We start from the raw sequence: 24,104 nt of genomic DNA, 5'->3' as shown, positions 1-24,104 counted from the left end.
TCTGCGCACAACGCCGCCCCGTCGCGTCACGTCAGGTTCAATCCCCCGTCGAGCATCACGATCTCGCCCGTCATGTAGTCCGACGCGACGAGCATCGCGACCGTCTGCGCGACGTCGTCCGGCATCGCCGCGCGGCGCATCGGCGCGCGGTCGCGCCAGAGTTGCTGCGCGTGCGTCCAGCCGGCGGTGAGCGGCGTATCGACGAGCCCCGGCGCAACCGCATTGACGCGAATCGCCGGCGCCAGCGACAGCGCGAGCAGGCGCGTCATGTGGTTGAGCGCCGCCTTCGTCGCCGCGTACGGAATCGACGCGCCCTTCGGCCGCACGCCCGCATGCGAGCTGACGTTCACCACGCAGCCGGGCCGCCCGCGCGACGCGGCCTCGGCCAGCGCCGGCTGCGCTTCGGCGACCAGCCGGAACGGCGCGATCACGTTGACTTCATGCAGTTCCTGCCAGATCGCGGGCGTGGCGGCCGCGAGATCGTCGTGCGGAATCACGCGGCTGATCCCCGCGTTGTTGACCAGCACGTCGAGCCGCCCCCACAGCGCAACCGCGTCGCGCACCAGCCGCACGCGCGCCGCGTCGTCGGCCAGGTCGGCCTGCAGGTAGGCCGCCGCACCGAGTTCGCGCGCCATCGCCTGCCCCGTGTCGGCCGACTGCCGCGAATGCAGCACCACCGCATAGCCTTGCGCCGACAGCCGCCGCGCGATCGCGGCGCCGATGCCCGACGTGGAGCCGGTGACGAGCGCGACAGGCGCGGTGTCGTGCGCGCTCATTCGGCGTCCGTCGTGGGCAGGTCCACGTAGCTATAGCGCTCGCCCGCCATATACAGCCGTTTGCCGGCGCGCGGATAGTCGCACACGTCGTGCTCGAGCCGCTGCCCGGCGACGAGCAGCACGAGCGGCGCATCGCCCGTGTTCTGCACCGTGTGCGCGTCGCCGCCGCGTGCGAAGCCGAGGAAATCGCCCGGCGCGATGTCGGCCCGCTGCTCGCCGATCGTCACCGTCCCGTTGCCGGACAGCACATACACGCACTCCTCTTCGTACAGGTGCCGGTGGTATTCGGCCGACTCGTGGCCGGGCATCAGCGTGATCAGGTGAACGCCGAGCTGCGTGAGCCCGGTCAGGTCGCCCACCGACTTCTTGAGGCGCACCGCGTTCGGGTTCAGCGGATGAACCGCGCGCGTCGCTTCCATGTTCGCGATATCGGCGGCCTTCAGCAGTTCACGGGGTTGGGTCGACATGGGTGTCCTTGCAGGGAGGTGGGTCAAGGAGACGTGCGAAGCACGTGCGCGCCGCCTTCGGGAGACGTGGAGCGGATCGGGACAGACGGCGAGCCGGTCATTTTGCGATATTTCCGGGCGGGCCGCTCAAGCGCTTGCCGGTGCGCGGAATCGGCCCGCCGCGCCGACTCCGTGCTTTCCCTGACCCGGGCCGCTCGCCGATGCCGCACGCGCGCGCACGCGCCCGCGATGGGAACGCATCTTGCGTTCCCAAAGCATTGTCAAATCGTGCCCCCGCGATCGCCGCGACGTGTCATGATTGCCGCTGTCATCCACGGCAGCCGCCAGCCGATCGCATACGCCTCATCATGCCCATCCGCCCCGATGCCTCCGCCCTTCCCCGAGACCGCGCCACCATCGTGTGCCGCCAAGGCTCGCGCATTCTGCTCGTCGCCCGCACGACCTCCCGCTGGGCCCTGCCGGGCGGCACCGTCAAGCGCCGCGAATCGCCGCTCGACGCCGCGCATCGCGAGTTGTGGGAGGAGACGGGGCTGTCGGACCTGCCGATCGAATACGCGTTCCAGTTTGGCGGCCTCGCGAAGCTGCATCACGTGTTCGTGACCGACGTGCTGATCGATGCCGCGCCCCGGCCGCGCAACGAGATCGTGCATTGCCGCTGGTTCGAGCCGGCCGACGTCGCGTCGCTGCCCACGAGCATATCGACGCAGACCATCGTCAAGCTGCTGAGCAGCCGCAAGTTCGCCCACCTGGCGAGCGTGGCCGCGTTCTGACCGTTCCGACGCAAGCGGCAACACCTGTGGCGGCATGAAGGCGCGTCACGCATTCGTCATCTGTTCGTCACAGTGCGGCGCCCCGCCCGGCCGCCGTCACCGGTTCGCCAGCACCCGCTCGATCATCTCGCCGATGCACCGCGCCAGCCGGTCCATCTGCGCGGCCGGCACGCCGCCATAGCCGAGCACGAGGCCGTTGTAGCCCTGCTCCGTCCCCGGCAGGCAGAACGACGACAACGGCCGCAGGATCAACCCGTGCGCCTGCGCGACGCGGCAGAGCGCCGTATCCGCCACCGGCCCGTCGAGCCGCGCGGACAGGTGCATGCCGCCCGCGCCGCCGGATACCGTCAGCTGCGTGCGCAGGTGCCGCTCGAGCGCGTCCTGCAGCGCGGCGCGCCGCTCCGCGTAGAGCCTGCGCATGCGCCGCAGGTGACGCGTGAAATGCCCCGCGTCGATGAAATCCGCCAGCGCGCGCTGCTCGATCGCACGCCCGTGCAGCATCAGCGCGCCGGCCGTCTCGCGCAACGCGCGCGCGAGCGCCGGCGGCGCGACCAGGAAACCGATCCGCAGCGCCGGAAACATCACCTTGCTGAAGGTGCCGAGATAGATCACCGGCGCATCGTTGGCGAGGCCCTGCACCGCCGCGAGCGGCGCGCCGTGATGACGAAACTCGCTGTCGTAGTCGTCCTCGACGATCCACGCGCCCGCCGCGCGCGCCTGCGCGACCAGCGCGAGCCGCCGCTCGAGGCTCATCACCGCGCCGAGCGGATACTGGTGCGACGGCGTGATGTAGACGAGCTTCGGCGTGCGTGCGCGCCAGTCGTCCGGATGCGGCGCGAGGCCCTCGGCATCGACGCCGATCGGCACGACGCGCAGGTCGGCGGCCAGGAACGCATTGCGCGCGCCGTGGTAGCCGGGATTCTCGATCCAGGCGATGTCGCCGGCGTCGGCCAGCGCACGCGCGCACAGGTCCAGCGCGTTCTGCGTGCCGTCGGTGACGACGATCTGCTCCGCGTCGCAACGCACCCCGCGCGACACGCGCAGGTAGCCGGCGATCGCGTCGCGCAGCGTCGCGTCGCCGGCGGCGGGCTGGTAGCCGAGCTGCGCGGGCACGGCGTCGCGCCACGCGCGCTCGACGCAGCGCCGCCATTGCGCGAGCGGGAATTCGTCCAGCGCGGGCGTGCCCGGCACGAACGGCAGCGATTCGTCGATGCCTTCGGCCGTGCGCTCGACGTGCGCCACGCGTCGCGATAGCCGCGCGACGTCGGCGCTTGCATCAGCGCTCGCGTCGACGGTTGCCGCGGTGGCAGCGGCCGCGGCCGGCGCGTCGCGCAGGCCCACGTGCGCGACCACCGTGCCCTGGCGCGTGCCGATCACGAAGCCTTCCGCCGCGAGCCGCTCATACGCATACAGCACCGAATTGCGCGCGATGCCGAGTTCGTCGGCGAGCGTGCGCGACGGCGCGAGACGCGCACCCTCCGCGATCCGGCCGTCGAGAATCGCGGTGCGCAGGCACGCGTACAGCCGGTGCTGCTGCGACATCCGCGCGGCCGCGCGCCGTCCGGTTTCGCGTTCGAACGTCGACAGCAAGACGCCGTAGTCCATCGTGGCTCCAGGTATGGTGGATGACATGGGTCTACACATGGTGCCACGAATTGTCTATCGTAAGTGTCTGCTCCATGCCATCGCGAGGTCGACACCCATGAACGCTACCGATGCCAGCCTGACCGTACGCCCCGTCAAGCCGGACGACTACCCTGCCTGGCTGCCGCTCTGGGACGGCTACAACCGCTTCTACGGCCGCTTCGACGCGACGGCGCTGCCGCTCGACGTGACGAAGCTCACGTGGTCGCGTTTCTTCGACGGCTACGAGCCCGTGCATGCGCTGGTCGCCGAACGCAACGGCGCGCTCGTCGGGCTCGTGCATTTCCTGTACCACCGCAGCACGACGCTGGCCGGCCCGACCTGCTATCTGCAGGATTTGTTCACGCTCGAAAGCGAACGCGGCAAGGGTGTGGGGCGCGCGCTGATCGAGGCCGTATACGAGGTCGCCGCGCAACATGGGGCCGAGCGCGTGTACTGGCAGACGCACGAAACCAATCGCACGGCGATGCGGCTGTACGACACCGTCGCGGAGAAAAGCGGGTTCGTGGTCTACAGGAAGGTGTTGCCGCGTTAGCCCGGCGGCGTCGTGAAGGGAACCCGTTCGCATGACGTGATGTCGAATCGCCGCATGTCCGCGTCGATCACGTCCTGAGTTTTCCTTCTCATGTTGAGCATCGGTCCCTTCTCGATCCGCGTCGTCGCGGTTGCCGCCGCCGCGCTGCTCGCGTGGCTCGTTGCCCGTTTCATCCAGCGCCGCCCGCCGGACGGCCAGCACAAGACGGCATCGAGCCTGATCGTCGACGCGCTGCTGCTCGGCCTGATCGCCGCGCGCGTCGCTTATGTCGCGCAGTGGTGGTCCGACTACGCGGCCGCGCCCCGCTCGCTCGTCGCGTTCGGCGACGGCGGCTTCGACTGGCGCATCGGCATCGCGGCCGGCCTCGCGTTCGCCGGCTGGCGCTTGCGCCGCCTGCCCGCGCTGCGCCGCCCGGCATGGATCGGCATCGCCGCTGGCCTGGCGGCATGGGGCATCGCGCAGGGCACGCTGGCGACGCTGCAGCACGGCGCGCCGCCGCTCGCCGCGATGCGGCTCGAAGCGCTCGACGCAACGCCCGTTCCGCCGCAACGCTTTGCCGGCCGGCCTGCCGTCGTGAACCTGTGGGCCACCTGGTGCCCGCCGTGCCGCCGCGAAATGCCGATCCTCGCGCAGGCGCAGCAAGATCATCCGGGCGTCGCGGTGCTGATGCTCAACCAGGGCGAAGACGCGCAAGCCGTGCGCGCGTTCCTCGAACAGCAAGGCTTGCGCTTCGATCACGTGCTGCTCGACCGCGCGATGCGCGCGATGCATGCGTACGGGTCGCGCGGACTGCCGACGACGCTCTTCTTCGATGCGAACGGCAACCTCGTCGAATCGCACATGGGCGAGCTGACCGCCGCGCGGCTGAAGGACACGATGATGCAGCACTTCGGCCCCTGAGCGCCGCGTTGACGGATCGCGTTGCACACACCGTTTCCGAGCGTCACGAGTCACAGGCCACGCATCCTCGACGCGTTGAAACGAGCCGCTGACCGACCTTCATTCCCGGGCAAACCGAACGATCAACCCGCATTCACGCCTGCAGCCTCCAACACCGCGAACGACGGCGACCACGACGCCGCGGCCAGACGCATGCGAGCCTGCCCGGCCACGCGATCGAACACCACGCGCTGTTCGCCCTTCAGCGCCGCCTCGCTAGACGCCTGCATCAGCGCGAGCGCATCGACGGGCCGGTTGTGCCGCCGAACCTCGAAATGCAGATGCGGGCCCGTCGCCGTGCCAGTGCTGCCGACCGCGCCGACACGATGACCGCGTGCGACCCGCGCGCCGATGCGCAACGCCGGCTCGAATGCGGACAGATGCGCGTAGTACGACGTATAGCCGGCATCATGACGCACCACCACATACTTGCCGTAGCCACGCGGTTCGGTACCGATGAACGACACCGTGCCGCTCTCCGACGCATGGACGGCCCGGCCCGCCGGCGCGGCCAGATCGACGCCGGAATGCACGTGCGTCGCGCCCGTCACCGGATGCACCCGTGCGCCGAAGCGGGAGCTCACACGCGTCGCGTCGACCGGCATCACGAACCGGGAACCGGCGAACGGCCTGCCGTCGAGATCGTAATAGCCACCGGGCGCTCCCGCCCCGGCAGCAAACCATACAGCCGACAGTTGCTGGCCGCGAAAGCGCAGATCGAGCGCCGTCACGCGCGGGCCGCCCTGAAGGGTCGCGTCGTCGTCCGCATCGAATGCCACGCGGAATGCGTCGCCGGTCCAGCCGCGCTGCGTCACGTCGACTCGACCCGCCAGCATGCGGGAGATCTGCCCGGCCACGCCGGCCGGCAGATCGGCGCTCGCCAGCGATGCCTGCAGGCTGCCGGCGATCGCGCCGATCCGCGTGCCGCTGTTCGGCTCGGCCAGCGTGAACGGCTCGCCGGACGCCAGTTCGCCGGAACGCGGCTTGAACGCTGCCGGTCCATCCGTTGCGGGCAGCGGGGACGCAAGGCCGTAGTCGAACCGGGCCGCATAATTGCGTTCGATCGCATCGCGCGCCGCGTCGCAGAGCACGCTGTAGGGTGCGCATGCGCCGAAACGCGCGACCGGGCCGTGGGGGTCGGCGCTCGCGGCCTGTGCGTCAGCCGCGGCGTCGAACGGCTTGGCCGACATCGCGCGCAAGCCGCCCCACACGGTGCGGGCGGAATGGAAAAAAGGCACGTCGACGAGGTCTGCCGTCACCGCCATGGCGGGCGCGAATGACACGGCATCGTGAGACGCCTGTGCTACCGCGCCTTGCGCGCCGGCAAGCCAGGCTGCCGCGACGATGCCGCACAGCAGCGCGCGGCGAAACGGCAGGCAGGCGGCGCCGCGTTGTGCGGGTTGACCTCGTTCGCGTGCGAGACGGGAACGCAGATCAAACCGCATGGCGTCATCACTCGCTATCAATGAAGAATCGGAAGGCTGCCGGGCAATGCAACGGGACCACCGTCATGCTCCGGCTATTCGAATTCGAGTGTATCGGCCTGACTTAAGCGGCTTAATATGACTCGTACTAATTTGAAATTTAAACCAATAGGACACGAACGAAATGGCATATTTCCAGCGCATCTGAACAGGATGCGACCTTATCCGTACAAGCGAAACCCCATGCTCCGTGTACAGTCGAGGGTCGCCGGCGCGCGAACGGCTGCGTAGCGCCTGCGCAAATGCGGCAAGCCGCCGCGCGCCATTCGATGTCTGAAGTCAAAGGAGTCCGAATCCCCCCATGTTGCTCGATCACTTTCATCCGGAACGCTGGACGTTCCTGTGGAATGCGCTGTCCACCTTCTCCCTCCGGCTCTGCGCCGGCCTTGCGCTGCTCATCGCCGGCTGGTGGCTGTCGAAACGCATCGGCAACTGGCTGAGCCGCCTGCTCGCGAACAAGGAGCGCGTGGACGACACGCTGCGGCCGATTCTGTGCGACGTCGCCGTGTGGGGCATCCGCATCGTCGCGATCGTCGGCGCGCTGTCGCAGCTCGGCATCGAAACCGCCAGCATCGTGGCCGTGCTCGGCGCGGCCGGCCTCGCGATCGGGCTGGCGCTGCAAGGCACGATGCAGAACATCGCGGCCGGCATCATGCTCCTGCTGCTGCGGCCGTTCAAGGTGGGCGACTACATCGACGGCGGCGCGGGGGTCGCGGGCACCATCGACGAGGTCGGCCTGTTCATGACGCGCCTGACGAAACCGGACGGCATCTGCGAGTACGTGCCGAACAGCGCGCTGTGGGGCAGCCCGATTCGCAACTACACGCGCAACCCGACGCGCCGCCTCGATCTCGAAGTCGAAGTCTCCGTGCGCGACGACATCGACCGCGCGCTCGACGCGCTGCGCGCACTGGCCGACGCCGATCCCGACGTGCTTCAGGACCCGGCTCCGGACGTGATGGTGATGCGCTTCGACGACAGCACCGCGGTCGCGAACATGCGCGTCTGGACGCATACGGACACGTTCTGGGCGCTGCGCTGGCGCCTCGCGCGCCAGGTGCGCAAGGCGCTCGCCGATGCCGATTGCGCGACGCCGATCCGCACGCGCGAGCTGCACATCGTGCACGATGCGGGGCGCAGCGCCGACGGCCCGCGCACCCGCGCGCTGTAACCCAACGTCACCGTTAACCGGCGCGTTCGCGACGCAGGCGCGCGAGCGTCACATCCTGACGATGTCGAGCAGCACCTTCTTGCCGTCCTTGTACGAGAACACGGAGATCGCGCCGTGCTTCAAGTCGCCTTGCGGCGTGAAGCTCGTGTCGCCGATCACGCCGCGATAGTCGGTGGCCGGCATCGCGGCGAGCACCTTCGCGGCGGACGTCGAATTCGCGCGCTTCATCGCATCCACGATGATGTAGACGGCGTCGTACGAGAACGGCGCATACACCTGCATCGGCTGATGGAAGCGCGCCTCGTAGCGCTTCGCGAACGCCGCGCCGCCCGGCATCTTCTCGAGCGCGATGCCGGCTTCCGAGCACACGACGTTGTCCGCCGCCGCGCCCGCGAGCTTCGGCAGGTCGGTCGAGCATACGCCGTCGCCGCCGAGGATCTTCGCGCGCAGGCCGAGCTGCCGCGCCTGCTTCGCGAGCGGGCCGCCGGTCGCGTCCATGCCGCCGTACATGATCGCGTCCGGATTCGCGCCCTTGATCTTCGTGAGGATCGCGCGGAAATCGATCGCCTTGTCGTTCGTCGCGTCGCGCGACACGACCTTCACGCCGGCCGCCTGCGCCGCCTTCTCGAATTCGGTCGCGAGCCCCTGCCCGTACGCGGTCGCATCGTCGATCACCGCCACCGTCCGGATGTTCATCCGCTTCGCGGCGAACATGGCCAGCGCCGGCCCCTGCTGCGCGTCGGTCGCGACCACCCGGTACGTCGTCTTGAAGCCCTGCTGCGTGTACACGGGATTGGTGGCCGCCTGCGAGATCTGCACGATGCCGGCGTCGCGGTACACGCGCGACGCCGGGATCGACGTGCCGGAATTGTGATGGCCGACCACGCCCGCCACCTTGTCGTCGACGAGCCGCTGCGCGACCTGCGTCGCGGTGCGCGGGTCGCCGGCGTCGTCCTGCGGATCGAGCTGCAGCATCACTTTCGTGCCGCCGATCACGAGGCCTTTCGCGTTGATCTCCTCGACGGCGAGCCGCGCGCCGTTCTCGCTGTCCTTGCCGAGATGCGCGATCGCGCCGGTCAGCGGCGCGACGTGGCCGATCCTCACGATCTCGTCCGCGTGCGCGGGCAGTGCGCACGCCATCGCGACGGCTGCGGCCGCCGTTGTCTTGTGATGTCGAAGCATGTCTCTCTCCTGATGGGGAAGCGTTGTTGTGTCGGATACGTTCTCAATGCCGCAGCGCCGCGAGCAGCACGCGGTCCGCGACGCTCGACGCCGTGCGCATCTCGCTGCCCGCCGCGACGCCGTACAGGTTCTTCGGATCGCGCGGCGTCGGGATCAGGTCCAGCTCGATGCCGATATCGCGTTCGCGCGCGGCCGCGTTCAGGTAGCGCAGCGCCGAGAAATCCTCTAGCGCGAAGCCGACCGAGTCGAACACCGTCACCTGCGCATCGGTTTCGCGGCCGCGCTGCGCGCCGGACACGATCCGCTGGAACTCCACCACCGGGAAATCCGCCGGCATCTGCTGGATGTCGCCTTCGATGCGCGTCTGCGGCTCGTATTCGACGACCACGCGCGCACGCCGCAGCACGTCCGCATGCAGCTCGGTCTTGCCCGGGCAATCGCCGCCGACCGCATTGACGTGCATGCCGTCCTCGATCATGTCGGGCGTCAGGATCGTCGCGTTGGTCTTGTCGGCGGTCACGGTGGTCACGATATCCGCACCGCGCACCGCGTCGGCCGCCGACGCGCAGCGGATCACGCGCAGGCCCGCGAACGGCGCGAGGTTGCGCGCGAGCTTGTCGGTGGCGGCCGGATCGATGTCGAACACGCGCAGCTCGTCGATGCCGAGCATGTCGTGGAACGCGATCGCCTGGAACTCGCTTTGCGCGCCGTTGCCGATCAGCGCCATCGCGCGCGCATCGGGCCGCGCGAGGAAGCGCGCGACCAGCGCGGACGTCGCCGCGGTGCGGATCGCCGTCGTCAGCGTCATTTCGCTGAGCAGCAGCGGGTAGCCGGTATCGACGTCGGCGAGCACGCCGAACGCCATCACCGTCAGCAGGTCGGCGCGGGTGTTCTTCGGATGCCCGTTCACGTACTTGAACGAATACAGCCGGGCATCGGAGGTCGGCATCAGCTCGATCACGCCATCGGTCGAATGGCTCGCGAGGCGCGCGGTCTTCTCGAACGTCTCCCAGCGGCGATAGTCCTGCTCGATGTAGGAAGCCATCGTCGTCAGGACCTGCGTGATCCCGACTTCGGTCACGAGCGTCGAGACGCTCGTCACATCCAGATATCTCGTCATGCTAACTGCTCCTTTGATTGCGGCGGCCTGCGCAGCCGCCGCCGAACCGGTCACGGCGCGGCGCTCACGCGCGGCCTTCGAATCCCAGCAGCACGTTGACCGCATTGATGCCGATCTCGTCGACCATGTACCCGCCTTCCATCACGAACAGTGTCGGCAGGCTCAGGCGCGCGAGCGCCTCGCCGATCCGCAGGTAGTCCTGCGAGCGCAGGCGGAAGTGGCTGATCGGGTCGTGCTCGAACGTGTCGACGCCGAGCGACACGACGAGCACGTCGGGCGCATGCGCGGCGATCGCGGCCGCCGCGCGGCCGAGCGCTGCGTCGTAGCCGCTCCACGCGGTGCCCTTCGGCAGCGGCAGGTTCAGGTTGAAGCCCTCGCCCGCACCCGTGCCGCGCTCGTCCGCGTAGCCGGAGAAGTACGGATACGACACCGGCGGCTCGCCGTGAATCGACACGAACAGCACGTCCGCGCGGTCGTAGAAGATGTCCTGCGTGCCGTTGCCGTGGTGGAAATCGACGTCGAGCACGGCGACGCGCGCCGCGCCGCGCGCGATCGCGTGCTGGGCCGCGATCGCCGCGTTGTTCAGGTAGCAGTAGCCGCCCATGTACTCGCGGCCGGCGTGGTGGCCGGGCGGGCGGCACAGCGCGAATGCCGCGCGCGTGCCGTTGGACAGTAGTTCGGCGCCGGTCAGCGCCGAATTCGCGCTCGCGCTGGCCGCGGCCCACGTGCCGGCGTTGATCGGCGAACCGGCGTCCATCGCGAAGAAGCCGAGCTTGCCGTCGATGAACGCGGGCGGCGTCGCGCCGGACGGCATCGCGCGCACGGGCCACACGAGCGGCAGCGCCTGGCAGGTGCGGCCGGTCGCGCGCCATTCGTCCCAAGCGCCGGCGAGGAAATCGACATAGCGCCGGCTGTGCGCGCCGGCATAGCACGCGCGGTCGAATGCGCGCGGCGCGACCACGTCGCCGAGGCCGCTCGCGCGGACTTGCGCGAGCACCGTTTCGGCGCGCAGGGGGTTCTCGAACGAATCGGTGATGGCGCCGTCCTTCAGTTCGACGCCGCGGTGCAGTTGATGATCGCTGCTGTAGATCGTGAGCATGGTGGGCTGTTGCGGTAAGGGTAAGCAACAGTTTATTGGCGAGGAGCAGCAATAGCTTTGCTTTTCGCTCTGCCGTTTCGTACACTTTTGTGCAAACCGACTACGGAACGGACGAAATGAGCAAAAATCGCCCAAAGGCAGAAATGGACGGCGTCGACCGCGCCATGCTGCGCCTGCTGCAGGAAGACGGCGCGCTCTCCAACGCGACGCTCGGCGAGAAGCTGTCGTTGAGCGTGACACCCTGCTGGCGCCGCCGCAAGCGCCTCGAGGACGAAGGCGTGATCACCGGCTACCAGGCGAACCTCGACCGGCGCGCGCTCGGCATGAACGTGTTCGCGTTCGTGCTCGTCACGTTCAACATGCATTCCGACAAATCCGCCGACAATTTCGAAACCGTGATCCGCAAGCACGACGAAGTACTTTCGTGTCACAAGATCACCGGCGCCGCCGATTACGTGCTGCAAGTCGTCGCGACGGATCTCGATGCGTATGCCGAGTTCGTCGAACGCGTGCTGCGGCGGCAGGCGGGTATTTCGTCGATTCAATCGAGCCTCGCGTTGCGCGAGGTGAAGTTCTCGTCGCGGCTGCCGGTGCCGGAGGCGTGAGCGGCGGTGGCACGATACCTTTTTCCTATTTCACGGAGCATGACCTCATGAAACGTTTCATCCCGTCGGTTTCTCTTGCCGCTGCAATCGTGTTTGCATTGAGTGCATGTGCGGCACAACCGACTCCGCCTGCGCAGTCCTCCGCACCGATCGTCGGCGGCGATCGCGACGCGCATGGCTGCATCGGCTCGGCCGGCTACGCATGGTGCGAATCGACCGGGCAGTGTGAACGGCCGTGGGAACTCGCGAAACAGAAGGGCTTCGCGAATTCGGCGGAGGCGTTCGCGCAGTTTTGCCGGAGCGGTTCGGGTTCCGTAAAGTGACCCTGCCGCGGTTCGCCGCGGCCATTCTCATCCCCGCCTCACGCTGCCGCTTTCGACGGATTCCGATCGGGCCCCAAGGCATCGATCGGCATGCGCGGCAGCGCTTCGATCAACCCGCCTGCCGCCCCCCATTCCGGAAACCCGGACACAAAAAAACCCCACAAAAACAAGGCTATTTTCCCTCTGCGACACGGCAATCGAGTTCGGTTATATTACGCGCCCCTTGCCACCCCGCCCCCGGCAGAAGCGCCGCGTGCGGCCCTTTCCGACGCAGCCTGAAACCCCAACCGCTCAGGCTTGCCGCAAGGGCCTCGGCGCGTTGCGCGCCCGCGCGATGCAGGCGATTGCCTGCCTGCCGCGAACCGCATCGAAGGTGTCCTTCGCAGCGGCTTCGCGTGCGCAAATGCAACGGCTTCCCGCGTCAATCCGGAATCCCGGATTCGCGATCCGGATATCCGGATGCGCGCACCGGCCCCGGTCGACACGCGCAGGCGCCGGCATTCCGCCCCGGCCGGACGGCGTGGCAAATCGATGCATTCAAGTTGAAAAAGGGATCTGCTGTGATCAAAACGTTACGGGTAATGCTGTCGGGGCTCGCGCTGTGCGTAGCCGCGTCGTCCGCGCATGCGGCCGACACCAAGAAGGTCGACGTCCTGCTGGTGGGCGGCGGCATCATGAGCTCGACGCTGGGCGTCTGGCTGCACGAGCTCGAACCGAGCTGGTCGATGACGATGGTCGAGCGCCTCGACGGCGTCGCGCAGGAAAGCTCGAACGGCTGGAACAACGCGGGCACCGGCCACTCCGCGCTCGCCGAGCTCAACTACACGCCGGAAAAGCCGGACGGCAAGATCGACATCTCGAAGGCCATCCAGATCAACGAGTCGTTCCAGATCTCGCGCCAGTTCTGGGCGTGGCAAGTGAAGCAGGGCGTGCTGAAGAACCCGCGCTCGTTCATCAACTCGACGCCGCACATGAGCTTCGTGTGGGGCGACGACAACGTCCGCTACCTGAAGAAGCGCTACGACGCGCTGCAGGCGAGCCCGCTGTTCCGCGGCATGCAGTACTCGGAAGACTACGACCAGATCAAGCAGTGGGTGCCGCTGATGATGGAAGGCCGCGACCGCAAGCAGAAGGTCGCCGCCACCTGGACACCGATCGGCACCGACGTGAACTTCGGCGAGATCACCCGCCAGTTCGTCGGCTACCTGCAGCGCCAGCCGAACTTCACGCTGTCGCTGTCGAGCGAAGTGCGCGAGATCAAGCGCAACGCCGACGGCACGTGGCACGTGTCGTGGGTGAAGCTGCACTCGAACGAAGCGCCGCAGGACATCGACGCGAAGTTCGTGTTCATCGGCGCGGGCGGCGGCGCGCTGCACCTGCTGCAGGCGTCGGGCATCCCTGAAGCGAAGGACTACGGCGCATTCCCGGTCGGCGGCTCGTTCCTCGTGACGGACAACCCGGAAGTCGTGAAGCAGCACCTCGCGAAGGCGTACGGCAAGGCGTCGGTCGGCTCGCCGCCGATGTCGGTGCCGCACCTCGACACGCGCATCATCGACGGCAAGAAGATCATCCTGTTCGGGCCGTTCGCGACGTTCTCGACCAAGTTCCTGAAGAACGGCTCGTACTTCGACCTGCTGACCAGCACCAACACGCACAACGTGGCGCCGATGATGCGCGTGGGCGTCGACGAGTTCCCGCTCGTCCAGTACCTGGCCGGCCAGCTGATGCTGTCCGACGAGGACCGCTTCAACGCGCTGAAGGAATACTTCCCGAACGCGAAGAAGGAAGACTGGCGCCTGTGGCAGGCCGGCCAGCGCGTGCAGATCATCAAGCGCGACCCGGTGAAGGGCGGCGTGCTGAAGCTCGGCACCGAAATCGTCGCGTCGCAGGACGGCAGCATCGCGGGCCTGCTCGGCGCATCGCCGGGCGCGTCGACCGCCGCGCCGATCATGCTGAGCCTGCTCGAGAAGGTGTTCAAGGACAAGGTCGCGACGCCTGCCTGGCAGCAGAAGATCAAGCAGATCGTGCCGAGCTACGGCACGAAGCTGAACGACAGCCCGGCGAAGGTCCAGGAAGAATGGAACGCGACGAGCGACGTGCTGCAGCTCACGACGCCGCCGACGATCGACCTGAGCGCGCCCGCGCATGCAGGCGCGGCCGCCGCGCCGGCCCAGCCGGCCCGCCCGGCCAAGGCGGCGAACGACATGGCGCTGTGATGCGCTGAAGGCGCGCCGCGCCGCCCGGAACGGCCGTTCCGGCACGGGTTGCCTCCGCGAAGCGGGGCGCAGCCCGGGCCGGGCGGCCGTTTTTCATTGGGCGCGGCGGGCGCGAACCCGCCGGGCCGGCCGCCGTATCCGCTAGAATTGCGCCACGCGCGATCCGCCGATCGCCGGCCGATCCACCTTCCACCCCGACGAACCGTCACGCGAACGGCCGCGCCGCGCCCGCCCCTCAGCGGATGCCGCGCGCCACGGCCGCGCAACGCCGGCGCCCCCGCCCCGACACGCGCAGGGGGCGCGCAACCGAATTCAGCTGGAGATAAACCGTGTTTACTTGCCGAAACCAGAGCTGCGGCACGCAGTGGGAAGAATCCGACGTCGTCATCAAGGACGAAGGCCAGGGGCTGCTGTTCCGCTGCCCGCTGTGCGGCGCGCGCAACTATCTCGAGCGCTTCGAAGCCGAAGACGGCACCGTCGTCTACGAACAGATGGAAGGCCGCCCTTACCTCGGAGACCTGTCCTGACATGAGCCAACCGACCGCCACGCCCTTCAGCGCGCTGCCGCTCACGCCCGCGACGCTCGCCAATCTCGCGCAGCTCGGCTATGCCGAGATGACGCCGATCCAGGCCGCGAGCCTGCCGATCGCGCTCGCGGGCCACGACCTGATCGCGCAGGCGAAGACCGGCAGCGGCAAGACCGCCGCCTTCTCGCTCGCGCTGCTCGCGCGCCTCGACGCGCGCCGCTTCGACGTGCAGGCGATGGTGCTGTGCCCGACGCGCGAGCTCGCCGACCAGGTCACGCAGGAAGTGCGCCGCCTCGCGCGCGCCGAGGAAAACATCAAGGTGCTGACGCTGTGCGGCGGCACGCCGATGCGGCCGCAATCGCAGAGCCTCGAGCACGGCGCGCACATCATCGTCGGCACGCCGGGCCGCATCATGGATCACCTCGACCGCGGCCACCTGTCGCTCGACGCGCTGAACACGCTCGTGCTCGACGAAGCGGACCGGATGCTCGACATGGGCTTCTTCGACGACATCGCGAAGGTCGCGCGCCAATGCCCGACGACGCGTCAGACGCTGCTGTTCTCCGCGACCTATCCGGACGGCATCGCGAAGCTGAGCCAGCAGTTCCTGCGCAACCCGAAGGAAGTGAAGCTCGCGGAGCGCCACGACGACAGCAAGATCCGCCAGCGCTTCTACGAAGTGACCGAGAACGAGCGGCTGCACGCGGTCGGCCTGCTGCTGAACCACTATCGCCCGGTGAGCACGATCGCGTTCTGCAACACGAAGCAGCAATGCCGCGACCTGCTCGACGTGCTGCACGCGCAGGGCTTTCATGCGCTTGCGCTGCACGGCGAGCTCGAACAGCGCGAGCGCGACCAGGTGCTGATCCAGTTCGCGAACCGCAGCTGCTCGGTGCTGGTCGCAACCGACGTCGCCGCGCGCGGCCTCGATATCGCACAGCTCGAAGCGGTGATCAACGTCGACGTGACGCCCGACCCCGAAGTGCACGTGCACCGCATCGGCCGCACGGGCCGCGCGGACCAGGAAGGCTGGGCGCTGAGCCTCGCGAGCATGGACGAGATGGGGCGCGTCGGCGGGATCGAGCAGGCGCAGAAGCGCGACGTCGAATGGCATCCGCTCGCCGAGCTGAAGGCCGACGGCAACGAACCGCTGCTGCCGCCGATGGAAACGCTGCAGATCCTCGGCGGGCGCAAGGACAAGATCCGCCCCGGCGACGTGCTCGGCGCGCTCACCGGCGATGCGGGCTTCAGCGGCGCGCAGATCGGCAAGATCAACGTGACCGAGTTCTCGACCTACGTCGCGGTCGAGCGCGGCATCGCGCGCGATGCGCTGCGCAAGCTCAATGCCGGCAAGATCAAGGGCAAGCGGGTGAAGGTTCGTCTGATGGACGACGACGAATAAAGGTGTCATGCATCGGCGGGCGGGGCTCGCCTGTCGATGCCCGCTCCGGCGGCGCGACGCAATTCAACGCGTCAAGCCAGCTCCGGATAGCCATATCCAGCAGCCTCGGCCGCGAACCGTTCGATGACCGCGTAGTCATCCGGCGTGAGCCGCTCGAACCCGCGCAACCTGAGCGCTTGTGCGCGAGCGGCATCCGCTTCGACTGCCGTATCGAGCGCATCGCGCAGCAGCGCTGCCTGCGCGTCGCCGAGCGCGCGCGACGCGATCAGCGGCAGGCCCGGCGCAGGCGCGGTCGTGCCGATCGCGCGCACGTCGCGCAGCACATCGGGCAGCGCATCGCGCACATAGGCAAACGTCACGCAGTCGATCGCCGCGCAGTCGGCCTCCCCCGCGCCGAGCGCGCGCAACACGTTCAGATGCGAGCCGAATCGCGCCACCGACGCGAAGAAGCGTCCGTCGCGCGCATGCGGCGCCACCGCATGCCGGAACGCGTTCATCCCGCTGTGAGAATCGTCCCCGTTAAAGGCCGCGCGCAGGCCGCGGCATGCGGCAAGCGTCGTCGCGCCGGCCGCATGCGCGCGCGCCGACACGACGAGCATGCTGCAATAGCGCGCGCCGTCGCAGCCTTGCGCATCGAACCGGGGCGTCGCGATCAGGTGCACGACCTCGCCGAGCCCGAGCATGCGGAACGGAAAGCCGCAGGTCTGCGACAGCAGCAGATCCTCCCGCCGCCAGAACGGCCCCAGCTCGCCGAACGGCTCGTCGAGCAGCGTGACGCCGGACGGGCCGCCCGCCCGCGCGAACGCGTCGAGCGCGTCGCGCAGCAGCGCGCGCCACAGCGCGGCGTGGCGCGGCGTCACGTTGTACATCGGCAGTCCGGCGATCCAGCGGTTCATGCAGGCATTCTACGCACGTCGGAGCGCGCGTTGGATACCGGCATGCAAGGCCCGCCGCCCCTCCGATCGCGCACCCATTTCCGTCGAACCCGCGGCGGGCATCGTTCTGACCGATCGCGATAAGCACATGCCAATCCATTGATTTGCCGCCGCGCGCCGATTGGTTAAAGTTCGGTTTCCTTTCCAATCCTCGCCGATCACGCTGCTCGCCGGTCCCGTACATGGCTGAATACTTCGACGTCGACCACGCACGCGCGATCGCGGCGCTCGGCGCCCGCTTCACCGCCCGCACCGAGTGGCCGACCTGGCTGCTGATCGTCGCGATCTACGGCGGCTGGCTCGGCGTGCTGCTGCTCGTGCGGGCGGGCCATCTGCCGCTGGCCGCCGCGACGCCGCCGCTGGTCCTGCTCTGCGCGTGGCACTTGTCGCTGCAGCACGAACTGCTGCACGGCCACCCAACGCGCTCCGCGCGCGTGAACCGGCTGCTCGGCTATCCGCCGCTGTCGGTCTGGTATCCGTACACGCTGTATCGCGACACGCATCTCGACCATCACCGCGACGACGATCTCACCGTGCCCGGCGTCGATCCGGAAACCAACTACGTGTCGCCGCAGCGCTGGGCGGCGCTGCCGCGCTGGCGGCGTGCGCTGCACGTCGCGCGCAAGACCTTCGTCGGGCGGCTCGTCGTCGGCCCGCCGGCCGGCGTCGCCGCGATGCTGGCCGCGTCGTTCGCCGCACTGCGGCGCGGCGACCTGCGTCAGCTGCCGATGTGGATCACGCACGTCGCGTGCGTCGTCGCGCTGCTCGCGTGGCTGCAGCACGCGATCGGCGTGCCGTGGTGGTATTACCTGCTGGCGATCACGTGGCCCGCGCAGTCGCTCGCGATGATCCGCTCGCTCTACGAGCATCGCGCGGCCCGTCATCCGAAGGCGCGCATCGCGATCAACGAGGCCGGCTTCGCGATGCGGCTGCTGTACCTGAACAACAACTTTCATCTCGTGCATCACGACCTGCCCGCGCTGCCGTGGTACGACCTGCCGCGCGCATACCGGATGCGCCGCGACGCGTATGCGCGCAAGTGCGGCGGCTTCGTGATCCGCGGCGGCTACCGGGAGCTATTGCAACGCCATGCATGGCGGCCCACCGATGCGCCCGTTCATCCGTTTCCGGAGGGATCGGCATCGTTGTCGACGGGTAGCGGCGTGCGCGTCGCGGTGGTCGACGGCTATCTGCGGATCAGTTCCTGAACGCGGCGCATCCCCGCGTTGCCGAGCGTCGGAGAATCTATTCGATCCGGTACGTCAGCACGTAGTGATGCTGGTCGCCTTCGTTGCGAATCTGCAGCTCGCCGCGGATGCCGACCAGCGCCCCCGTGCCTGAGCCCGGCACGATCACGATGCGCAGCTCCTTCACGCCGGCATCGAGTTGCCCGAAGTGGGCCAGCGCGAAACCGCCGCTGCGGCCGTCCAGCGTGCCGCTGAACGATTCGAGCGCGGTGTACACGGCCTCGCCGGCCTGCGGCTCGCCGGCGCTGAGCATCGTGCCGCGCGCATGGCCCTGCAGCGCGCCGCGATACGTCTTGTCGAGACCATGGCGGGCGATCGCGGGGGCGCCGGCCGGTGCGGGCGTCGGCTCGGCGGGTTCGAACCGGACGTCGAACGTGCCGACGGCGGTGACGGGTGTGGTATTCGAAGCGGCTGCGTTCACGGGCGCTCCTGGCAGGAATGAGATGACGGCGGAAATGCGACCGCCCTGATATCGCAGTCAGGACGATCGTCTCGTCGCGGCATCATGGCACAAAACGCCGGCACGCAGATGATGCCGTTCACCGCACGCGCCACCGCATTCACTGCATCGCGCGCCGCACGAGCGCCGCCAGCGCCGCCGCCGGCTCGGTGTTGCCGAAACGCCGCTCGGTCGCACCGGCCTCGACGTCGATATGCCCCGCGTTGTGCACGTCGTACAGATCGGTGATCAGGCGCGCGTGACGCTCGGAGAGGCCCGCGCGCAGCAGCGTGCCGGCCCATGCGTCACGCGGCAGCTCGCGCGCGACGATCGTGCGCCCGGCGGCCACGCCGAGTGCGTCGGCGATCTCGCGCACGCTGACGCGCCGCGGCCCTTCGACGCTGACCACGCGCGGCCCGTCGGCACGCCCGCCGTCGAGCAGCAGCGCGGCCGCGACGACGCCGACATCCGGCGCCGACACCGCGGGAAAGCGCTTGTCGACCGGATGATGCAGGCTCGGCAGCACGCCTGTCGCAAGCGCGACCGGCAGCATCCGCGCCCAGTTCTGCAGGTGCTCGGCGGAACGCAGCAATGTCACGCGCGTCGCGAGCGGCTTCAGCCGTGCCTCGAGATCATGAAACAGGCGCGTGATGCCCGTGTCGAAATCGAGCTCCGCGCCGTAGTCCGACAACGCCACCAACGCCGGCGGCGGATGCGCGGCGAGCGCGTCGGCCGCGACGTCGATCATCCGGCGCATCGTCGCGGCGGGATCGCTGTCCGCGACGGGCACCGGGCACAGCATCTGCACGCCCTGCGCGCCATCGAGCGCCGCCGCAACCGTGCGCGCGTCGGTCAGGTCGGCCAGCACCACTTCGCAGCCCAGGCGCGCGAGCCGTTCGCGATGACGCGCGTCGCGCACGACCGCGCGCACGGGATGGCCCGCGTCGCGCAGTGCCGTTGCGCTCGCATAGCCGACATTGCCTGATGCGCCGAAGATCACGAACACGATGTGCTCCCGATAAATGAACATGCGGCCATTGTCGATACCACCGGCCGCGCCGGCGCGCAGGTCCGGATGAAACGAGCAGGCAAGGATGATTGCATCGGCATCGAGCCGGCCGCGGTGCCTTCCGCGCGCGTGCCGAACAATTCTGATTAAATGACACGCTTTCGCCCCACCGAACCCGAACAACGATGAGCGACCTGAAAGGCGACCTCTCCTTCGCCGCGCCGCCCGTATCTGCATCGTCCGCGCGCCGCCGCTCGCTCATCGCCGCCTGCGGCGCGCACGCGGTGCACGACGGCCTGACGGACGTCATCTACGTGCTGCTGCCGATCTGGCAGGCGCAATTCGGCATCAACTACGCGCAGATCGGGATGTTGCGCGGCGCGTATTCGGGCACGATGGCCGGCTTCCAGCTGCTGGCGAGCCGCGCCGCCAGGCGCTGGGGGCGCAAGCGCCTGCTGGTGGGCGGCACCGCGCTCGCGGGCCTCGCCTATCTCGTCGCGGGCCAGGCCGGCGGGCTCGCGGTGCTGCTGATCGCGCTGCTGCTCGGCGGGCTCGGCGCGAGCACGCAGCATCCGCTGGCATCGTCGATGGTCACCGATGCGTACGAAGCCGGCGGCGGCGTGAAGGAAGCGCTGTCGCAATACAACTTCTCCGGCGACATCGGCAAGACGCTGATTCCGGGGCTGATCGGCCTGCTGCTGACGGTCGTCACGTGGCGCACGAGCGCCACGCTGATCGGCGTGCTCGGCGTGGTGTCGGCGGTGCTGCTGGGGTGGCTGATTCCGTCGAACGGCACCGCCCACGCAGCGCGCGAGAAGGCCGCCAACGCAGCGGCCGGCAACGGTTCGGCCGCCGGCCTGCGCGCGCTGCTCGCGACCGGCACGCTGGACAGCGCGGTGCGGATGGGCTTCCTCACGTTCCTGCCGTTCCTGCTGAAAAGCAAGGGCGCCGGCACGGCCGGCATCGGGCTCGCGCTGACGCTGCTGTTCGTCGGCGGCGCGTTCGGCAAGCTGTTGTGCGGCTATCTCGGCGCGCGCGTCGGCATGATGAAGACGGTGTGGCTGACCGAATCCGCGACGTCGCTGCTGATCGTGCTGGCGGTGTTCGCGCCGCTCGTCGCGATGATGGCGATGCTGCCGCTGCTCGGGCTCGCGCTGAACGGCACGTCGTCGGTGCTGTACGGCGTGGTGCCGGAACTGGCCGGCCCCGGCCGGCGCGACCAGGCGTTCGCGCTGTTCTACACGGGCACCATCGGCGGCGGCGCGCTCGCGCCGGTGGTGTTCGGCCGGCTCGGCGACCTCGCGGGCGTGCCCGTCGCGTTGATCGCGCTCGCGGCGTTCCTGCTGCTGACGCTGCCGCTGTCGTGGTACGTGCAGAAGGGGCTGCAGCGCTGATGCCCGACGCGGGCTGCGCGAGCACTAACCCGGCGCCTGCGCCAGCCCGACGAACCGCTCGATGCACGCCGACGCAAACGGCTCGCGCCACATCACGATCTGGTCGACCACGTAGCGCGCGGCGAGCGGCACGTACGCGACGCCCGGGCGTTGCAGCGTCGCGGTGAAGCCGGGCACGATCGCGACGCCGCGCTCGGCGGCGACCAGCGACACCAGCGTCGTGATCTGCGCGGCGGTCGCGCCCACGCGCGGCACGACGCCCGCCTGCGCGCACAGATCCTCCAGCGCGACGTTCAGCGCCGAACCGAGCGCCGGCGGGAACGTCACGAACGTCTCCGCGGCGAGCTCGGCGAATGCGACATCCACCCGCTTCGCATAAGGGCTGTGCGCCGGCACCGCGGCAACGAGCGGCTCCTGTGCAACGACGAGCGAGCGGATGCGCGCGTGCGCGTCGTTCGCGAGGTCACGCGCATTCGCCGCGGCCCAGCCGAAGCCGACGTCCATCGTGCCGTCGGCGATCTGCTGCCGCTGGCCGGTGGTCGGCACTTCGCGAAACGCGAGTTCCACGTCCGGCATGCTGCGGCTCGCGCGGCGCACCCAATCCGGAAACGCGTCGGACATCGGAATCGAACTCGCATAGCCGATCACGATGCGACCGGCGAGCCCGTGCGCCATCTTGCGCGCGGTCGCCTCCGCCTCGCCGACCGCGTCGATCACGCTGCACGCCTGTTCGAGGAACAGCGCGCCTTCCGGCGTGAGGCGCACCGCGCGCGTCGAGCGCTCGAACAGCCGGACGCCGAGCTCGGCCTCGAGCGCGGCGATATGGCGGGTCAGCGGCGGCTGCGCGATGCGCAGGCGCAGCGCCGCGCGCCCGAAGTGCAGTTCGTCCGCGACGGTCACGAAATAGCGCAGGCGGCGCAGGTCGAGCATTCTTGTCTTTCCGGTATCAATGGCGACGAAATCGGTATTGGCGCGCGGGCCGCGCGATCGTCAGACTGTCCGGGGAACCAGACAGGGCATCATCCGTGAACCACCGAACGATCCGAACCGCCTTCTTCCTGTGCGGATTCGCCGCCTTTCTCAATCTCTATTCGACCCAGGGCATCCTGCGCGAACTCGCCGCGGCGTTCGGCGTGAGCGCGGAGCGCGCGGGCCAGGGCGTCAGCGCCACCACGCTGGCCGTCGCCATTATCGCTCCGTTCGTCGGCACGCTCGCCGCGCGCTTCGCGCGCCGCACCGTGATCGTGTGCGCCGCGATGGCGGTCGCGCTGCCGGTCGCGTGGTCCGCGCACGCGACGAGCTTTCCGTCGTTCCTCGCGGCCCGGTTCGCCGCGGGCGTGCTGGTGCCGTTCATCTTCGCGATCGCGATCGCCTATATCGGCGAGCTGTTCAGCCGCGAGGCGGCGACGGAAGTGAGCGCGCTGTTCGTCGCCGGCACGACGCTCGGCGGTTTCGCGGGCCGCTTCGTCACCAATGCGCTCACGTCGGTCGCGGGCTGGCGCCATGCGCTCGACGTCGTCGCGGCGCTGTGTGTCGCGGCCGGCCTCGCGATCCATGCGTGCCTGCCGGCGCCGCATGCCTCGCCTGCCCTGCATTCGCGCGCGACGGCCGCCCGCGCGTCCGGCTGGGCGAGCCTGACGCGCGGCCCGCTGCTCGCGTCGTTCGCGATCGGCGCGTGCGTGCTCGCGTCGCAGGTCGCCACCTTCACGTTCGTCGGCCTGCGGCTCGCGCAAGCGCCGTTCGGCTTCGGCACGGCCGCGATCGGCGCGATCTATGCGGTGTTTCTGGTTGCCGTCGTCGTCACGCCGCTCGCGGGCCGGGTCGCCGCGCAACGTGGGCCGCGGCATCTGGCGCTGGCCGCCGCGCTGCTCGCAATCGGCGGCGCGCTGCTGACGCTGTCGAACAGCGTCGCCGTGATCCTGGCCGGTCTCGCGCTCAGCTCCACCGCGGTGTTCGTCGAGCAGGCGTCGGCGAACGCGTTCATCTCGCAGCAGGCGGCCGGCGCGCGCTCGACGGCGATCGGCATCTATTTGTCCTGCTATTACTTCGGGGGCAGCCTCGGTTCGATCCTGCCCGTTCCTGCGTGGCATCGCTGGGGCTGGGCCGGCTGCGTCGCGTTCATCGCGGCCGCGCAGGCGCTCGCCGGCCTGCTCGTGTGGTTCGGCTGGCGCGCGAACATGCCCGGCGACGATGGCCCGGCGGCACTCGCCGGCCGGGCCGGCGCGCAACGGCAGCCCGGATAGCGATCCGGTCGCGGCGCCGATACGGCGTTAGCTCGGCACTCGCTAACCGGCCGACTTCCTGCGCCGCGCCTGTTCGAGCGCGGGCGCCGCGCGCCCGGCCCGGCGGCGGCCCGGCTTGGCCGCCTGCGCGTCGGCCGGCGGGTCGAGGCGATCGACGCTGACGCACTGCCCTGCCTCCCATTCGGCCTCGAGCGTCGCGCGAATCGCGTGCAGTTCCGCCCGTTGCCCGTCCAGTTGCGCGCGCATCGCGTCGATCTCGCGCATGCGCGCGTCGAGGCGGGCGAGCAGGCCCGCCTTCGAGAACGCGTCCATGTCGTCGGCCGCCGCGCGCATGTCCACCAGCGAGAACCCGAGCCGCTGCGCGAGCTGGATCATCCGCAGCCGCTCGGCCGCGGCCTCGTCGTAGATCCGGTAGCCGTTCTGGCCCCGTCCCGCCGGCGGCAGCAGCCCGCTCTGTTCGTAGAAGCGGATCGCGGACGTCGTCATGCCGGTCCGGGCGGCCAGTTCTCCGATCTTCATCGTGCTTGACCTTCAAGTTGACTTGAAACTTAGTATAGGCACATCGCATTCGCCAGAC

General features: G+C 69.2%; 24 protein-coding genes. 12 read left to right on the top strand and 12 right to left on the bottom strand.

The window, feature by feature from the left end:
• Window positions 1–26 precede the first annotated feature (26 nt).
• Together HWY45_RS27940 and HWY45_RS27935 are read right to left on the bottom strand one after the other, a co-directional pair.
• Window positions 27–776 carry an SDR family NAD(P)-dependent oxidoreductase gene (locus tag HWY45_RS27940; protein WP_059883604.1) on the bottom strand — a complete coding sequence of 250 codons (750 nt, stop codon included), beginning with the start codon at window positions 774–776 and terminating at the stop codon, window positions 27–29.
• Entirely contained in the window at window positions 773–1,243 is a 471-nt protein-coding gene (locus HWY45_RS27935; RefSeq protein WP_059564371.1) for a cupin domain-containing protein, read from the bottom strand. Before HWY45_RS27935 ends, HWY45_RS27940 begins: the two co-directional genes overlap by 4 nt.
• 347 nt (window positions 1,244–1,590) lie before the next feature.
• On the opposite strand from HWY45_RS27935, the gene HWY45_RS27930 reads away from it, so the two are divergent.
• Complete coding sequence (locus HWY45_RS27930; RefSeq protein WP_059564370.1) at window positions 1,591–2,013, top strand: NUDIX hydrolase; 423 nt, start codon at window positions 1,591–1,593, stop codon at window positions 2,011–2,013.
• Window positions 2,014–2,109: 96 nt separating this feature from the next.
• On the opposite strand, the gene pdxR is transcribed toward HWY45_RS27930, so the two are convergent.
• Window positions 2,110–3,618, bottom strand: a complete 1,509-nt coding sequence (gene pdxR, locus HWY45_RS27925; RefSeq protein ID WP_059883605.1) for a MocR-like pyridoxine biosynthesis transcription factor PdxR — start codon at window positions 3,616–3,618, stop codon at window positions 2,110–2,112.
• Between the two features lie 97 nt (window positions 3,619–3,715).
• On the opposite strand from pdxR, the gene HWY45_RS27920 reads away from it, so the two are divergent.
• Window positions 3,716–4,192 carry a GNAT family N-acetyltransferase gene (locus HWY45_RS27920; protein WP_059564368.1) on the top strand — a complete coding sequence of 159 codons (477 nt, stop codon included), beginning with the start codon at window positions 3,716–3,718 and terminating at the stop codon, window positions 4,190–4,192.
• A gap of 90 nt (window positions 4,193–4,282) precedes the next feature.
• Window positions 4,283–5,092 carry a TlpA family protein disulfide reductase gene (locus HWY45_RS27915; protein WP_059883606.1) on the top strand — a complete coding sequence of 270 codons (810 nt, stop codon included), beginning with the start codon at window positions 4,283–4,285 and terminating at the stop codon, window positions 5,090–5,092.
• A 122-nt stretch (window positions 5,093–5,214) separates the two neighbouring features.
• On the opposite strand, the gene HWY45_RS27910 is transcribed toward HWY45_RS27915, so the two are convergent.
• Window positions 5,215–6,576: a M23 family metallopeptidase gene (locus HWY45_RS27910; RefSeq protein ID WP_059883607.1), complete on the bottom strand. Its 1,362-nt coding sequence runs from the start codon at window positions 6,574–6,576 to the stop codon at window positions 5,215–5,217.
• Between the two features lie 340 nt (window positions 6,577–6,916).
• On the opposite strand from HWY45_RS27910, the gene HWY45_RS27905 reads away from it, so the two are divergent.
• Window positions 6,917–7,786: a mechanosensitive ion channel family protein gene (locus tag HWY45_RS27905; protein ID WP_059883608.1), complete on the top strand. Its 870-nt coding sequence runs from the start codon at window positions 6,917–6,919 to the stop codon at window positions 7,784–7,786.
• Window positions 7,787–7,834: 48 nt separating this feature from the next.
• Here HWY45_RS27905 and HWY45_RS27900 read toward each other — a convergent pair whose 3' ends face one another.
• The 3 genes from HWY45_RS27900 to HWY45_RS27890 form a co-directional block, all read right to left on the bottom strand.
• Window positions 7,835–8,968 (bottom strand): branched-chain amino acid ABC transporter substrate-binding protein, encoded by a 1,134-nt coding sequence (locus HWY45_RS27900; RefSeq protein WP_059883609.1) that lies wholly within the window; start codon window positions 8,966–8,968, stop codon window positions 7,835–7,837.
• 43 nt (window positions 8,969–9,011) lie between these two features.
• Entirely contained in the window at window positions 9,012–10,088 is a 1,077-nt protein-coding gene (locus HWY45_RS27895) for an ornithine cyclodeaminase (protein WP_059883610.1), read from the bottom strand.
• Between the two features lie 64 nt (window positions 10,089–10,152).
• On the bottom strand, window positions 10,153–11,187 hold the full coding sequence (locus HWY45_RS27890; RefSeq protein WP_059883611.1) for a histone deacetylase family protein: 1,035 nt from the start codon (window positions 11,185–11,187) through the stop codon (window positions 10,153–10,155).
• 116 nt (window positions 11,188–11,303) lie between these two features.
• On the opposite strand from HWY45_RS27890, the gene HWY45_RS27885 reads away from it, so the two are divergent.
• The 5 genes from HWY45_RS27885 (at window position 11,304) to dbpA (ending at window position 16,260) form a co-directional block, all read left to right on the top strand.
• A complete protein-coding gene (locus HWY45_RS27885) occupies window positions 11,304–11,792 on the top strand; it encodes an Lrp/AsnC family transcriptional regulator (protein WP_059883643.1) in 489 nt (162 codons plus the stop codon).
• Window positions 11,793–11,839: 47 nt separating this feature from the next.
• Window positions 11,840–12,115 (top strand): hypothetical protein, encoded by a 276-nt coding sequence (locus tag HWY45_RS27880; RefSeq protein WP_060080848.1) that lies wholly within the window; start codon window positions 11,840–11,842, stop codon window positions 12,113–12,115.
• 581 nt (window positions 12,116–12,696) lie between these two features.
• Window positions 12,697–14,331, top strand: a complete 1,635-nt coding sequence (gene mqo, locus HWY45_RS27875; RefSeq protein WP_196481853.1) for a malate dehydrogenase (quinone) — start codon at window positions 12,697–12,699, stop codon at window positions 14,329–14,331.
• Between the two features lie 329 nt (window positions 14,332–14,660).
• Window positions 14,661–14,858, top strand: coding sequence for a hypothetical protein (locus tag HWY45_RS27870; RefSeq protein ID WP_010089753.1), 198 nt, complete (start codon window positions 14,661–14,663; stop codon window positions 14,856–14,858).
• Between the two features lies 1 nt (window position 14,859).
• Window positions 14,860–16,260, top strand: coding sequence for an ATP-dependent RNA helicase DbpA (gene dbpA / locus HWY45_RS27865; RefSeq protein ID WP_059883613.1), 1,401 nt, complete (start codon window positions 14,860–14,862; stop codon window positions 16,258–16,260).
• A 71-nt stretch (window positions 16,261–16,331) separates the two neighbouring features.
• Here the strand turns inward: dbpA and HWY45_RS27860 are convergent, their stop codons facing one another.
• The gene (locus tag HWY45_RS27860) at window positions 16,332–17,156 is read right to left on the bottom strand and encodes a phosphate/phosphite/phosphonate ABC transporter substrate-binding protein (RefSeq protein ID WP_059883614.1); all 825 of its coding nucleotides are present in this window, start codon (window positions 17,154–17,156) and stop codon (window positions 16,332–16,334) included.
• Window positions 17,157–17,377: 221 nt separating this feature from the next.
• Between HWY45_RS27860 and HWY45_RS27855 the strand changes: the two genes are divergently transcribed.
• Window positions 17,378–18,403 (top strand): fatty acid desaturase, encoded by a 1,026-nt coding sequence (locus tag HWY45_RS27855; protein WP_059883615.1) that lies wholly within the window; start codon window positions 17,378–17,380, stop codon window positions 18,401–18,403.
• Window positions 18,404–18,440: 37 nt separating this feature from the next.
• Here HWY45_RS27855 and HWY45_RS27850 read toward each other — a convergent pair whose 3' ends face one another.
• On the bottom strand, window positions 18,441–18,863 hold the full coding sequence (locus tag HWY45_RS27850) for a DUF3224 domain-containing protein (RefSeq protein ID WP_059808969.1): 423 nt from the start codon (window positions 18,861–18,863) through the stop codon (window positions 18,441–18,443).
• Window positions 18,864–19,002: 139 nt separating this feature from the next.
• The gene (locus HWY45_RS27845) at window positions 19,003–19,887 is read right to left on the bottom strand and encodes an NmrA family NAD(P)-binding protein (protein WP_059883644.1); all 885 of its coding nucleotides are present in this window, start codon (window positions 19,885–19,887) and stop codon (window positions 19,003–19,005) included.
• Between the two features lie 188 nt (window positions 19,888–20,075).
• Here HWY45_RS27845 and HWY45_RS27840 point away from each other — a divergent pair, with 188 nt between their 5' ends.
• Entirely contained in the window at window positions 20,076–21,284 is a 1,209-nt protein-coding gene (locus HWY45_RS27840; protein WP_059883616.1) for an MFS transporter, read from the top strand.
• Between the two features lie 24 nt (window positions 21,285–21,308).
• On the opposite strand, the gene HWY45_RS27835 is transcribed toward HWY45_RS27840, so the two are convergent.
• Complete coding sequence (locus tag HWY45_RS27835; RefSeq protein WP_059883617.1) at window positions 21,309–22,214, bottom strand: LysR substrate-binding domain-containing protein; 906 nt, start codon at window positions 22,212–22,214, stop codon at window positions 21,309–21,311.
• Between the two features lie 95 nt (window positions 22,215–22,309).
• On the opposite strand from HWY45_RS27835, the gene HWY45_RS27830 reads away from it, so the two are divergent.
• Window positions 22,310–23,527: an MFS transporter gene (locus HWY45_RS27830; RefSeq protein ID WP_059883618.1), complete on the top strand. Its 1,218-nt coding sequence runs from the start codon at window positions 22,310–22,312 to the stop codon at window positions 23,525–23,527.
• A 42-nt stretch (window positions 23,528–23,569) separates the two neighbouring features.
• Here HWY45_RS27830 and HWY45_RS27825 read toward each other — a convergent pair whose 3' ends face one another.
• Entirely contained in the window at window positions 23,570–24,046 is a 477-nt protein-coding gene (locus HWY45_RS27825; RefSeq protein ID WP_059883619.1) for a MerR family transcriptional regulator, read from the bottom strand.
• Window positions 24,047–24,104: the final 58 nt, after the last annotated feature.

It is taken from the genome of Burkholderia stagnalis (assembly GCF_902830275.1).
Classification (GTDB): domain Bacteria; phylum Pseudomonadota; class Gammaproteobacteria; order Burkholderiales; family Burkholderiaceae; genus Burkholderia; species Burkholderia stagnalis.
Note: the sequence above shows the minus strand (reverse complement) of the source record. Positions and strands in the feature narration are given on the sequence as shown.

Coding starts and splice junctions, on each gene's coding strand:
- HWY45_RS27855 (WP_059883615.1), top strand. CDS start 17,378: ATGGCTGAATACTTCGACGTCGACCACGCACGCGCGATCGCGGCGCTC.
- HWY45_RS27935 (WP_059564371.1), bottom strand. CDS start 1,243: ATGTCGACCCAACCCCGTGAACTGCTGAAGGCCGCCGATATCGCGAAC.
- HWY45_RS27880 (WP_060080848.1), top strand. CDS start 11,840: ATGAAACGTTTCATCCCGTCGGTTTCTCTTGCCGCTGCAATCGTGTTT.
- HWY45_RS27940 (WP_059883604.1), bottom strand. CDS start 776: ATGAGCGCGCACGACACCGCGCCTGTCGCGCTCGTCACCGGCTCCACG.
- HWY45_RS27840 (WP_059883616.1), top strand. CDS start 20,076: ATGAGCGACCTGAAAGGCGACCTCTCCTTCGCCGCGCCGCCCGTATCT.
- pdxR (WP_059883605.1), bottom strand. CDS start 3,618: ATGGACTACGGCGTCTTGCTGTCGACGTTCGAACGCGAAACCGGACGG.
- HWY45_RS27930 (WP_059564370.1), top strand. CDS start 1,591: ATGCCCATCCGCCCCGATGCCTCCGCCCTTCCCCGAGACCGCGCCACC.
- HWY45_RS27890 (WP_059883611.1), bottom strand. CDS start 11,187: ATGCTCACGATCTACAGCAGCGATCATCAACTGCACCGCGGCGTCGAA.
- HWY45_RS27860 (WP_059883614.1), bottom strand. CDS start 17,156: ATGAACCGCTGGATCGCCGGACTGCCGATGTACAACGTGACGCCGCGC.
- HWY45_RS27825 (WP_059883619.1), bottom strand. CDS start 24,046: ATGAAGATCGGAGAACTGGCCGCCCGGACCGGCATGACGACGTCCGCG.
- HWY45_RS27915 (WP_059883606.1), top strand. CDS start 4,283: ATGTTGAGCATCGGTCCCTTCTCGATCCGCGTCGTCGCGGTTGCCGCC.
- HWY45_RS27910 (WP_059883607.1), bottom strand. CDS start 6,576: ATGCGGTTTGATCTGCGTTCCCGTCTCGCACGCGAACGAGGTCAACCC.
- HWY45_RS27885 (WP_059883643.1), top strand. CDS start 11,304: ATGAGCAAAAATCGCCCAAAGGCAGAAATGGACGGCGTCGACCGCGCC.
- mqo (WP_196481853.1), top strand. CDS start 12,697: ATGCTGTCGGGGCTCGCGCTGTGCGTAGCCGCGTCGTCCGCGCATGCG.
- HWY45_RS27920 (WP_059564368.1), top strand. CDS start 3,716: ATGAACGCTACCGATGCCAGCCTGACCGTACGCCCCGTCAAGCCGGAC.
- HWY45_RS27905 (WP_059883608.1), top strand. CDS start 6,917: ATGTTGCTCGATCACTTTCATCCGGAACGCTGGACGTTCCTGTGGAAT.
- HWY45_RS27900 (WP_059883609.1), bottom strand. CDS start 8,968: ATGCTTCGACATCACAAGACAACGGCGGCCGCAGCCGTCGCGATGGCG.
- HWY45_RS27895 (WP_059883610.1), bottom strand. CDS start 10,088: ATGACGAGATATCTGGATGTGACGAGCGTCTCGACGCTCGTGACCGAA.
- dbpA (WP_059883613.1), top strand. CDS start 14,860: ATGAGCCAACCGACCGCCACGCCCTTCAGCGCGCTGCCGCTCACGCCC.
- HWY45_RS27835 (WP_059883617.1), bottom strand. CDS start 22,214: ATGCTCGACCTGCGCCGCCTGCGCTATTTCGTGACCGTCGCGGACGAA.